This window comes from Paenibacillus sp. 01T424 (genome assembly GCF_056398745.1).
The window spans coordinates 14,062-26,596 of sequence record NZ_JBFTPZ010000018.1; the positions used below are offsets into that span (position 1 = coordinate 14,062).

At 46.4% G+C, this 12,535-nt stretch carries 10 protein-coding genes; 2 read left to right on the top strand and 8 right to left on the bottom strand.

The features are described from left to right. Positions 1 to 10 precede the first annotated feature (10 nt). Positions 11 to 1,171 carry a UxaA family hydrolase gene (locus tag AC1DPK_RS15340; RefSeq protein WP_441884961.1) on the bottom strand — a complete coding sequence of 387 codons (1,161 nt, stop codon included), beginning with the start codon at positions 1,169 to 1,171 and terminating at the stop codon, positions 11 to 13. Continuing rightward, entirely contained in the window at positions 1,168 to 1,491 is a 324-nt protein-coding gene (locus AC1DPK_RS15345) for a UxaA family hydrolase (RefSeq protein ID WP_441884963.1), read from the bottom strand. The genes AC1DPK_RS15340 and AC1DPK_RS15345 overlap by 4 nt, the downstream gene beginning before the upstream one ends. Before the next feature lie 212 nt (positions 1,492 to 1,703). Between AC1DPK_RS15345 and AC1DPK_RS15350 the strand changes: the two genes are divergently transcribed. Both AC1DPK_RS15350 and AC1DPK_RS15355 read left to right on the top strand, forming a co-directional pair. Beyond that, positions 1,704 to 2,576 carry an AraC family transcriptional regulator gene (locus AC1DPK_RS15350; RefSeq protein ID WP_477510862.1) on the top strand — a complete coding sequence of 291 codons (873 nt, stop codon included), beginning with the start codon at positions 1,704 to 1,706 and terminating at the stop codon, positions 2,574 to 2,576. Between the two features lie 134 nt (positions 2,577 to 2,710). After that, complete coding sequence (locus tag AC1DPK_RS15355; protein WP_477510863.1) at positions 2,711 to 3,577, top strand: phytanoyl-CoA dioxygenase family protein; 867 nt, start codon at positions 2,711 to 2,713, stop codon at positions 3,575 to 3,577. 109 nt (positions 3,578 to 3,686) lie between these two features. On the opposite strand, the gene AC1DPK_RS15360 is transcribed toward AC1DPK_RS15355, so the two are convergent. The 6 genes from AC1DPK_RS15360 to AC1DPK_RS15385 form a co-directional block, all read right to left on the bottom strand. After that, on the bottom strand, positions 3,687 to 4,484 hold the full coding sequence (locus tag AC1DPK_RS15360; protein ID WP_441884994.1) for a polysaccharide deacetylase family protein: 798 nt from the start codon (positions 4,482 to 4,484) through the stop codon (positions 3,687 to 3,689). A gap of 96 nt (positions 4,485 to 4,580) precedes the next feature. Beyond that, positions 4,581 to 6,293, bottom strand: a complete 1,713-nt coding sequence (locus tag AC1DPK_RS15365) for a hypothetical protein (protein WP_441884968.1) — start codon at positions 6,291 to 6,293, stop codon at positions 4,581 to 4,583. 1 nt (position 6,294) lies between these two features. After that, positions 6,295 to 7,377 carry a glycoside hydrolase family 88/105 protein gene (locus tag AC1DPK_RS15370; RefSeq protein WP_441884970.1) on the bottom strand — a complete coding sequence of 361 codons (1,083 nt, stop codon included), beginning with the start codon at positions 7,375 to 7,377 and terminating at the stop codon, positions 6,295 to 6,297. Position 7,378: 1 nt separating this feature from the next. Continuing rightward, the gene (locus tag AC1DPK_RS15375; protein ID WP_477510864.1) at positions 7,379 to 8,449 is read right to left on the bottom strand and encodes a TolB family protein; all 1,071 of its coding nucleotides are present in this window, start codon (positions 8,447 to 8,449) and stop codon (positions 7,379 to 7,381) included. Positions 8,450 to 8,475: 26 nt separating this feature from the next. Beyond that, positions 8,476 to 10,818: a helix-turn-helix domain-containing protein gene (locus AC1DPK_RS15380; RefSeq protein WP_441884974.1), complete on the bottom strand. Its 2,343-nt coding sequence runs from the start codon at positions 10,816 to 10,818 to the stop codon at positions 8,476 to 8,478. Between the two features lie 56 nt (positions 10,819 to 10,874). After that, positions 10,875 to 12,488, bottom strand: a complete 1,614-nt coding sequence (locus AC1DPK_RS15385) for an extracellular solute-binding protein (protein WP_477510865.1) — start codon at positions 12,486 to 12,488, stop codon at positions 10,875 to 10,877. Positions 12,489 to 12,535 lie beyond the last annotated feature (47 nt).

Genomic DNA, 12,535 nt, shown 5'->3' on the forward strand with positions numbered 1-12,535 from the left:
CAAAATGTTCCTATAAGCTAGGTCCGATACGGTTAATGCTGAATTCTTGATGACCCAGCGTTTCTGCCTTCGTCCATTTTCCATCCGCTACATCTATGATTTCTTGCCATATTTTCTCTCCTGCCGACTCCAAACTCAGCATGCCGCCCAGCATATCGCTGACGTCGACGTCCATATTATCTTCCATCCGCTCAAACATCCGTTTATTCCCTGTAATTTTGATAACTGGCACGACTGCTGCCCCCGTTGGCGTTCCTCTGCCCGTCGTAAAACAAACGATATGAACGCCCCCCGCTGCCATGCCCGATACACATTCGATATCATTGCCCGGCGAGTCCATGAAGTAGAGTCCGCCCTCCGGTATTTGTTCTGCGTATTCGATAACTCCTTTAATGGGTGCTTTCCCGCATTTGCTAATGCAGCCTAGTGATTTCTCTTCAATCGTAGAAAGACCGCCTTCAATATTGCCAGGACTCGGATTGCCGCCCCGCATGTCAGCGCCCATCCGCTCTACCTCTTTCTCGAAACGGCCGACAATATGATACAGCATATCCGCCGTTTCTGGCGTGGCACAGCGCTGTGCCAGCACATGCTCGGCGCCGATAATTTCGGTCGTCTCGCCGATAACGATTGTTCCGCCTGCTGCGATTAAAGAGTCCGCGGCTTCACCAAGTGCCGGATTCGACGACAAGCCGGAAGTGGCATCGGAGCCGCCGCATTTCACGGCTACCTTGAGCTTTGACAGCGGAACAGGCACTTTCGGCTGACGCTCAAGCTCCACCATCATTTGTTTGGCTAGTTCCGTTCCATGCTGGATCGCTTTCACTGAGCCGCCAACCGACTGGATATCAAATACTTCCACAAGTTTGCCGGTTTTACGAATATCCTCTGCAAGCGCGTAGGGATCCACTACCTCACACCCTAGACTGATGATGATCACTCCGCCTACATTTGGATTTTTCCCAGTTCCCGACAGCACCTCGAAAGTACGTTCCTTGTCCGCTCCGATCTGGCTGCATCCATGCTGATGAGGAATGGCCACAGTACCCGGTACTAGCTGCATGATTCGGTTGCAAACCTGATTGGAACAGATGACCGTTGGAATGATGAGCAGATGATTGCGGATGCCAATATCTCCGTTCGCTCTTTCGTACCCCATAAATGTGCTCATGCTTCCACCTTCCCGGCTATATCGCCTCTGCCGCGTATTCCTTCAATATTGTGGACATGAACATGCTGCCCCACCAAAATGGCCATGCTCGCTCGCCCGATGGTTTCGCCGTATTTCCGCACTTCCTGTCCTTCACTAAGCGCCTTAATCGCCAGCTTATGTCCGAATGGGATAACATCAAGTGCTTTAATTTCATGAATTTCCTCACCATCTCTGTAGCGAATGGTTTCTTCAGCTTCAACATCACGCAGCGCCATCACAACATGATCTCGGTCATCCATAATTAAAGCATCGACGCCATCTGTCATTTGTTGTTTCATTCAGCCACTCCTCCATCTTTTGTTCGTTTATGACTAATCGGTTTACTATCCAATTTTTAATCGTTATCCTCCATAATAATCGAGCATTTAAGATATGAAAATTGCGAGAAAACGCTTAAACATACCCTATTTTGACTATTATTCGGATAGCCATTACACTAGTACCGAACAGCATATTTTTATATCTTCCTCATCAAGGAGGTACCGCCAAAATGAAGCCGATTCGCAAGCAATTTGATGCTGCTGCTTCTTTTCCATTCGAATTCAGCTATCGTGCGGTAAAGGATTCGCATAATGAGCTGCCCAACCACCTGCATGATTGGCATGAAATCGTCTATGTCCATTCGGGAAAAGGCGTGTTTTTTATTGATGGCTCCTTCTATGCCATAGAACCCGGTGATTTATTTCTGCTCCCTGGCAACACCGTCCATCGTGCATTGCCGGATGAAGAAGCTCCGTTGACGGTGAGCGCCATTTATTTTCACGGACGTATCGTTCAATGGGACTCCTTAGGCGATACCTTTTCTTTTGTTCAATGCTTTGAGGAGGCTAACAAGCGGAAAAGCCAGAAGCTCAGTCTGGATACATCCGACCAGCACTTAATAGAAACGATGCTGGTTCATATTAACGATGAGTTGACGATGGATAAACCAGGGCGCCGCCATGCTGCCGTCCTTCATCTGCTCCAGCTGCTGCTTCTGCTGAATCGCCAAATACCCGCTCCAACAGCCGAACGGAAACATACGGGTGCGCCGGAGTGGATGAGGCTAACGCTTCGTACAATAGACGAACATCCTTTTGGTGACGTCAGCTTATCCACGCTAACCGCCAAAGCGGCAGTGAATCCATCACATTTCACGCGTGTCTTTAAGCTTCTTACTGGTATGACGCTAACTGAATATGTCACGGCAAAACGGATCAGTCACGCCAAGGAGCTCCTTCTATCCTCGGATGCGCCAATCCATGCGATAGCGAGCGAATGCGGGTTTGAGAGCCTGCCACATTTCCATCGCACATTCAAAAAACTAACTGGAACGACGCCAGCCGGCTACAAACGCAGCAGCCTATCGTCAGACTTTAAATAGGCGCAGCAGGGACTTCATGTTAAGCAGGTTAGCGGATGTATTGATAAATCATCGTACTGTTATCTAAATACAGCTTCAGCTCCTATTTGGTACGATGGGTTCAATTGTTGATAACGAATAGGAGGAAATAAAACATGACAAGTCCATCTAATTTCGGTAGTTTAACGAAAGAACAAATTGATTTTTATAATGAGCAGGGCTATCTTGTGCTTCCAAATCTGCTGTCGGAACAGGATTTAGCGCCCGCCAAAGAAGCGATGAATAAGAAAGTATCCATGATTGCAGATGAGTTAATGCATGCAGGACTTATTAGCGATAAACTGGAGCATCGGCCCTTCAAATATAGGCTCGCGGAGTTGTTTGCGGATTTAACCTCAGAGGAATTTCTGAACTACGGTAGAAGCTGGCGTGATAGACTGCCTGGCTACTTCGATTTAATGAGCAATCCAAAAATTTTGGACGCTGTGGAATCCTTAATCGGGGGAGAGCTTTTTTCCAATCCGGTCTACAACACAAGACCCAAAATTCCGAAAGTTGCTGCTGGAGCAGTGCCTTGGCATCAAGATAAATCATATTGGCCCGATGCCAATTCTAATCCTGTCATAACCGTTTGGATTCCTCTCGTCGATGCGAACGAAGTTAATGGCTGCTTGCATATCAAGCCTAAGACTCATCGCACGAAGCTATTGGAATGGCATAGCGAAAGCCATACAGGTACAGGCTACACGGCGTTGCATGAAAGCCAGCTGGGAAAAACAAAAACTGTCGTCTTGCCCGTTCCAGCTGGAAGCGCGATTCTTTTTAATGACCGTTGTCTGCATATGTCCACCCCCAATGAATCAGACGAGGTGCGCTGGAGCGTAGATTTGCGATATCAACCAACGGATCAAGATCCCATGCCATCCCATGGCGCAGGTTTTCTAGCAAGAAGCTATCTTCACCCTGAAAGAGTAGCCACTCTGGAAGATTGGCTTGCAGAAAAGCCCGAACACAACACATAAAATATATGGGAACTTAGCATTTGTTCAGCCAGAAGAGCGAGATATGCTCTTCTGGCTGTTTATTCTAGAAGCTGCCGAACTTCAGGAATGGCGAAAGCTTAGCCTTATTTTAAAACTGAGTAACTTGACCTGCACTAATTTTAATAGGCTTATCGTCCACGCTTATCCAGACGTCGAGCGCAGAAGGGTTATGAACAATGCTTCTGTCTACTGAGAATCTAAGTCTCTCGAGCGCCTGCATATAGGCTATAATCTCTGCATTCGTAGCATGCCAGATGGTATCGTTATCCTTTAGCAGCTCCCCCGCTTGATCAATAATCTCCCAGTTATCGTCATTGTCAAACTCATAGCTATGGCCCCAAACATAAAGCAAAGACATTCTACTAAACCATTCCTTAAAGTCTTTGAAAATTTCAACTTGTTCTAGCAATTGTTTATGATGACATGTTGGATGCCAACGAAGCGGATCAGCTGGCATATCGAATCTGCCATGGCTGTTCACCGTTCTAGCATATTCAATTCCAAGCGCTGGAAGCATCGCAACGACTTTGTCATTATAAGTTCCAAAAGGATAACTCATTCCACGTACCGGATATTGTACAAGACTCTCCAGCGTCCGCCGATCTTCCAAAATTTCATGTGCTACTTGATCTGGTGGAGAGATTTCTAGAAAAGGGTGACTAACCGTGTGCGCAGATACTTCATGGCCTTGAAAGAGCGTTCTAACCTCTTCCGCTGTAATATATCCCTCGCGCCCAAGAAAACCAGAGTTAAGATGAAAGGTACCTTTGAAGCCATACTGATTTAATTTCGATACGAGCTGCCGGTCTTGAGTGCGCCCATCATCATAGCTGAAGGTCATAGCCTTCGTTCGTCCTTCTGGAAATAACGTGTACTGAACTTTCATCACATTTCGTCCTCTCTTATTCTTTTTGCTCAGCTGGACTATACACACTGCTAAAAGAAAAACCCATCAGTTCGATGGGTCAAGCTTTGTGGATAATTACAGCATACTAGGCTTCAACTGCAAAGTAAGCGCTATATCCTCATTATTCCAGCTTGCACTAATAGTTGCAAGCTCTTTTGTACGTTCGATTTGCGGCTTGAAGCTATCAACTCCTTGTCCTATGCAAAGAGAGAAAAGAAATGCAGCCTCGTTCATTTTTTGAAAATCAATAACCTTCTTTTCACCGGTATGAAGTACAAGGTCGATGCCCAGCAAGTCACCCTTCCTAGTTACTTCCCAGCTCCAGTCTCTGGCTGCCTCACCTGCACTCTGATCATCAAAGGCTGCAAACCAGCTGCGCAGCGATACCAGCGTCTCCCCTATTCGAAGGCTAACACTGCCTTTCTCCACTACGGTGCTGACCTGATCCAAAGCGCCGCCAATTTCCAGACGGAATCGCAAATCTGACGCTTCGATTGAGCCATGAATCATATCCAAATTCGGGTGGGTATCACCGCCATTGACGACAAAATTCACTCCAAACAACAGATGGTTCTCCCGCTGCTCCCCATGAAAAATAGCAGAACAATAATCATAACCATCGTGCAGCGCACGCAGATGCAAGTAAGTCGCCTCGCCACCATTATCAACATAGGCGAGCAAAGTCCTTGTCTGGTTCCACATAATCTCTTTGTTGAAGCTGCCAAGTGTATAGGTCGGCGTCATATAAGTAGTTGCCCACTTCTCTTTACCGTTTCCATTGATCCCGAAGCATTCCCTTATCGTCCGCTGACCGAGCGCAAGGAAACCTTCTACATATTGCTCTGGACATACAGCGCCGCATTTATACCAATCTTCATAATAAGGAAGTTCATCCTCCATATAAAAAGCCAGCTTTCCTTTGGTTGCTAATTGTAGAAAAGCTTTGCTTTGAGGTGTAAGCAGCGTTTTGTAACAACGGCTGTGCGGACCGGACCACTGCCTTGTACCGGCATGAAAATGATCCGCTACACTTTTCCATGCGATGTTCAGCAAGTCGTTTCCAAGCTGCTTTGCATAATCATTGCTCGTTTCCGTTACAATAGCAGACAGCTCCAAAATAGCAACATAAGTGTACGTCGGACTATTATATTCTTGGAACGCCTGCCGAGGCATTGTATAGCTATGCAGCTTTTCCAGTCGTTCCAAACCGTATTTTGCATAATCCTGCCGCTCGAACCATTCACCAGCGATGAGCGTAACGAATGCGCCCATAATTGCAATGTTAGTGTAATGCGGTCCAACATTCCGAATGATAATCGCGTCACAGGCATTACAAATAGCTTGTTTCACCGACTGCCGCAGCGTCTCTGGCAGCCTTGCATCGTGCCTTGAAATGATCAGCACAAGCAGCTTGCCGCAAAAGTCAGCCCAGTTCCAATCAGGAGGGGACATTTGATCAAGCGGCTCCTCATAAAACCAAGACCAGATACCGAATGTATTGCGGCTCCGATCTGTATCCTGCAAGGAAACGATTTGCTCAATAATATCGAAAGCACGCTGCTCATAATGTTCTTTCCCYGTATCCAGCAGACCCAGCGCATAGCTGAGCGAGCTCCGTGTTGAATGGATAAAATCAGCCTGTTTAATGGTCGTATGATAGCCGGGACTACTGAAGGGTGACCTAAGTAAACGGTTTTCTGAATTGTACTGGGAGTCTAGGGAATCAATCAGCTCAATCAACTTGTTTCTGTTATCGAATGAATTATTGGAATTGTCCACTATGTTCATTTCATCCCTCACCTGTAATCAAGTTATCTTCGTTTGCTTGCTCAGAAGTCAGCAAGAGCATAAATTCTGTCAACAGCTGTAAAGTTAAGCCTTGCCCATAAAGTGTCGGATAGATCGGAATCTGATTATAAGCGTCATCGGATGGCATAATAGGTGTTCCGCCCGAGACACCTGCAACTTCACCATTAGAATTAATTAGCGACAACACTTCAGATAGCGTTCGCTCAGCCGGCTCCAGAAATGAGGCGTCAAGCATACCTGTGTTGACTCCTCTAAGAAAACCGCATGCAATTCCAGCACTTGCCGAGGTTTCTTTATACGTATCCGTGCGATCCAGCACCGTATGCCACAGCCCGTCTGCAGCCTGGCAAGAGCGTAGTGCAGCGGCAAGAGTGGAATATCGTTTGTTAAGCTCTGTTGGTATGGCTGCTAGCCCGCTGATTTCACTCACAATCTCGGGTATGCTCATAACGATCCATGCATTGGCGCGAGCCCAACGAACCGCTGATAAATGGTTGCCTGCCTCACAGTTCCAGCCGTGAAATAACAATCCCGAATTCGAATCCTGCAGCAGCTGCAAATGAAGCATGGTCTGCTCTAGTGCCTCTGTAGCCAACTGCTTATCACCCGTCGTTCTCGCCAGCCTAGCTAGAAATAAGACAGCCATAAATACCGTATCTGCCCAAACCTGTTCACGGAACTCGGCAGCCTCCGTAACGGTGTGCTCGAAAGCCCGCTCGCGTGTACGCGGCGCTTCATTCAGCATCCACTGTGCAATTTCCTGTGACTTGGCGAGCAGCCAAGCCTCTCCGGAGCGGCGATATAAGGAAGGAAATACGGCAAAAGGCGCCATTGCATTAATTACTTTCTGAGCATCGGCCTTATGCTTATTCTGCTCTACCCATTTTTCCACGTACTGGATCGCTTCTTCTTGCCCTGACTTCTCACCATAATCCAAAATTGAGATGATACCGACACCAGGAACCCAGTCCCACTGATTCATATCCATGCCCCAATTCCCCTGATGATCATCGGTCATATAACTGTAGATTTTGCTCATCGCCTCTGCAATCTGCCCTGTCATATCAGTTCTCCTCAGTGAATTGATCAATGTCGATGATGCCAATCCATAAGTGCTGCTCCTCATCTGCAAAAGTAAACGACACCTTTTTACTATCGGGACTGAACATGGGGTGGGGATGTCCGGGATGATCTCTCCATAGAGGCAGCTCGCACAGCAGCTTGGAGGTTCGCTTCTCCAAATTGATGAGGACGATTTTGCTTACCTTCATTCCCTCTTCAAACGTATCCGCAACGGCAAAACGCCCATCTGGACTCGGCGCTACATGCCAGTACCTGTAGTCGCCATTGATAAGTTCATGATCTTTGCCCGTTTTTTCAACCCGATATACTCCTGTTGGTTTTAGCCGGCTTTGCGGATACTTGACGAAATACAGATACTCCCCATCTGCTGCCCACATCTCGTGCCCCACATATTCCACATGCTCACCTGTATCCAGCCGCTGCTGGCGAAAAATATTACGTATCTCACGCGTCGTTGTATCCGCAACGTAGATACGATCTGCAATATGGTCTGTCCTGCCCTCATGGGCAAAAAAAACAAGCTGATCATAACGAGGATTAATCATCGAATGATTCGCAATAGGGTAGGGCTCTTTAAACCCCGGTGCAGCAACAACAGAGACCTCACCTGTGAGGACCTCAACAATCCCGACTACCCATTCCTCGCCGCGTTTCCAGTAAGTTCCTATTTTCTTTCCGTCATTTGTGATGGAGAGTGGACCATACACCTCAGTCCCAACCTCCATTCTGCATACGTTGCGAGACAGCATCGTATGCAGATTAAACTCATAAATCGCAGATCCGACATAATAATAGAAATAATCATTTGACGATACAACACCGCATCCCCAGCTGAGGTTTTCTATCAGTGTTTCAACCGCACCCGTCTCTATATCAAAAAGAACATAACGCCCTTTAAAGCTCTCATCTATGTCTGTACAGACCATAATATTGCGGCTGTCTGCCATCCAGGTTTGAGCTGTAAAATAGTTTTGGCCGGTATCCGTACCAGGGTTTCCAACAGCCTGAATAGCGATATTCGTTAAAGGATCCTTCAACTTGCGAATGATCATGCTGCACCCTTCCTCTCCTCTATAGTTCAAACCTCTCCATCTTCTTCTCTCCGCGCCCGATCTCTGAATTCCGTAGGCGTTAGCCCTGTTATTTTCTTGAATAATCTCACAAAGCTATTCACATTTGTATAGCCTACGCCCTCCGCAATATCGCGTATTTTCTCTTCCGTATCCTTCAGCAGCTGCTTGGCCTTGTTCATGCGCGTCTCCATCAAAAAATCGATAAAATTGCACTCCTGCTGTTCTTTAAACAGCTTGCTGAGATGAGATACGCTCAAATGAAATTCGCTCGCGAGCAAATTAAGCGACAGGTCGCTGCGCATATAATGTTTTTGAATATAGAGCATCACATTGTCAATGACATCATTTCGTTCCCTGTTGCTTCGCTTTTCCTTAATTCGTTCGATGAAGCTCGAGAGTGATTGGATCGTAAAGGCCTCAAGATGGTGCAGCTGCTCATACTGGTTCAACATTTCAACCATGTACTGCTCCGGCAAAATCCCCTCAGGGTCAACGCCAATTTCTACAGTGGCTGTCGCGGCCTTCATCAGGCATTGTACAATCAGCTGCATAATCATTTCCGGCGGCACGACATGCTCGGTGAACGATTCGAACCATCTGTGTACTTGCAGCTTCATCTTCTCTGTATCCGACACCTTAACCGAAGCGACAATCCCATCTGTCATGGCAAATAATCGGTAAAATTGCGGGGATTGCTCACTGAACACATCCTCTTTCGTAATAATCGAATTGCTCCCCATTACGAGCTTATAGCTCAGCGCCTCAAGCGATTGCTTATAGGAGCGATGAATTTCGTTGACCGTTTCAACAATATCTCCGATGCCAATCGTAATCGTGCGGTTAAAATACTCCTGAACGAAATCCTTCATTAAATCAGCTACTGCGACCGCCCGCATCATATGGCGCTGCGGATCATCTTGATCACCGAAGCTCATAATGACAGCGCATTTGCCAATGCTCACTTCCACTGCAATGCCGCGGCTCTCTGCATTCATCAGCTCCTCTGCTACATTGCAGAGCGCATAGGCATAAAGCTGCAAATCCCGCGGCGAAGCAATTTCATGCTTGTTGTCAAATTCAATGCTCATGACGACATAATGCTCTAGATACAAACTAATGCCAAGCATATCCATATAAGGCTGCAGCACTGCAATATTTTTGCGTTTCTCAGAAAGCAATTCAGTGAGCAGCTGCCATTTGATAAGCGGCTTGCTTTCAATTACCTGCTTATGCAGCTCTTCCCGATCTTGCAAAATATGTTGTACCGTCGATTCGAAATATTGAAATTCATCCGTGTATTTCCGTGTTGTTCCTTCCTTCGGATGAATTGTCAAATGCCGAGTCATCGCCTGAATAAAACGATTAACTGGCTTGAAAATCCAGCGGCCTACCATCGCTGCCGATGCCGTTGCCACCACAAACAATACAATGGCAAGAATAAGCAGGCCATTGCGAATGGCATAAAGCGGCTTTAGAAACTGCGCTTCCGGCACTACCCGAACAATATTCCATCCCGTATAGTCTGACTTCACATAAAAAACGGAGGATGCTGTCCGTTCAACCTGCTCAGAAAAATGGCCGCTCGTTTCCGAGGCATTCAATATCTGGTTAATATACGGAAATTCACTAATGTCCTTGCCCAGCTTGCTCTGGTCTGCATGCAGCACCACGACGCCTTCACTATCCATAATAAAGGTCTGTCCTTTATCCATCGCAGCCGTATTGCGAATCAAGCCGTACAGCAGATCCTCCTTAATATTTACGGCGATCGCACCTTCCCGCGTACCTGACGAATGAATAAGCGGATAAGAGCGTACCAGCGTTACAACATTGCGGTATACCGGATATTGCGAGTGATTAAGCTGTACCTTGCGAGTCGACATCCAATTGAAATATCCATCATACTGCTGAAATTCTGGAATCCATGAGAAATCCAGCTTATAATCCTGTTCAGTCAATACATTTCCTGAAACGAGCCGCTGCGTGCCATAGGAATAAAGATCGATGGAAAAGAGATAATCAATACTATTAATCGCATTCGTAATTAGAGTGGATACGCGGAAAGCATTGTTCTTGCTCTCCAAATCGGTCAGCTCATCATTGAAGAACCGTCCCACCTCAGACGTCTTCAGCAGCTGAATTGCCGATTTATCAATATGCTTAAGCGACAGCTCCAGCTTCTGATCCAGCTGTCCTAGCAGTTCCATGTTCGTACTGGTCAACTGCCGCTCCAGCTGTCGGTTGAATACGGAGTACGTCAAAAATGCAGAAGAAAAAACGAGGAAGAACAGCAGCATCGATAGTACTGCAACCGCTTTTACAAGCCGCCGATTTTGTACGAGCTTCATATCTGTTCCTCCTTCATTTTTGTCTTGTCGCGCAAATGCTTCGAATCTAAAAGAATCTAGAAGCTGGCTTTATTGTCTTCATACCACTTCTGGGCAATCTCTTCTGCTTTTTCACCACCAAGGCGTTTCCATTCCTTGCGAATCTGATCCAGTGCCCATTGACCTGTATATTTGTCTCCTTGGGTTACGGCATTAGCACGTGTTTCCCTAATGAAGGTATCCAGTGTTGAACGGATTTCATTAATTTCATCAAAGCTTGGCTGATATGGAATATCGCGGCGGAACTCATTTTTCAACGCAATATCGAGCGATTCCATATCAAGCTTAGCAATGCGCTGTGACAAATCATCGCTGGCCGCTTGAACAAGCAAATTCTCGGCTTTAAAACCGCTCTCGTCACGCAATACAGCGTATTCTCCTGCATAAATAACTTCTTTTGTAAATTTATCCGGATCAAGACGTTTCGCAACGTCACCTACCATTTCATGATGGACGCCTTCCTCTCCATTCACGAGTGTGAACCAGCCCTTCTCCAAAATCCAATCCAAATACTCCATAGCGGCCTTCGGATTTTTCATATCCTTATTGAAAGTGACATAAAATAGCGGCGAAGCCTCCTGATACGTACCATATTTGCCATGCGGAGTAGCAACCGCTTCCAATGGCTCAGGCTTGGCGTCCGGCACATTAATGAGTAGATCCTTCGTTATAATATCGGTATTACCGAGTCCCCATTGCCCCATATAGATTCCAGCTTTACCTGTTGTCCACAACTGGGTTGCACGCTGATTGTTGCTATCCGTTAAATATTCACGATCAACAAGTCCCAAATCATACAGCTGCTTCTCCAGTTCAATCGCTTCACCAAAACGGTCAAGGGTTGCACCATATACCATTTTCCCATCTTCCACATACCATTGATTGTTCATGGCCGCATATAGAGCAGAGTAAATATCGAATGTCGTATGACCGACTATTGGCGTGCTGTCTGGGTAGCGTTCTTTCATTGCTTTGGCTACAGCAACAAGCTCTTCCACTGTCGTCGGCCTCTCAAGCTTCAATTCGTCGAGCCAATCCTGTCTTATCCACATGCCATGGTTTACAATGCCGGTAATCGCACGTTTCGTCACTGCCGCATAAACTTCTCCATTGAAAGTAATATAGGGCAGCAAATCCGGATTTTCTTCCAAATATTTTTTGTAGGTCGTGCTGTATTTCTCAATATAATCACCGATCGGTTGAATAACTCCTTGGGTGACCAGCTTGCCAATATATGTCCGGTCATATTCCCACAGCAGGTCCGGCGCTTGTTTCGATGCAATCAATACGTTTAGCGCATCCTGTGCTTGGTTGCGCGGTACAGGTACGATCGTTACATCAATACCCGATTGCTCGCGAATCCATTTTACCCAGCGATTTTCTTCATAGGTACCCTCATCGCTTGACACTGCTCCTCTATCAAACGTGGAAATGCTGACCTTCTTAGGCATCCCATCATAGGGATCTTTCTCGCCTGTAGAGGACTCGTTGGCAGGTTTGTCAGTGGCCTTGTTCGTTGTATTCGTAGAACTGCTGTTTTCCCCACTGTTGGAACATGCCGTTGCCAAGAGTGCCATAATCATAATCAGCATAAGCAACATTTTTCCTTTTTGTATTCTCTTCTGTTTCATACTTGACCTCCTACAAAATAATTTTTTTATATCAAAATGTGCATTCT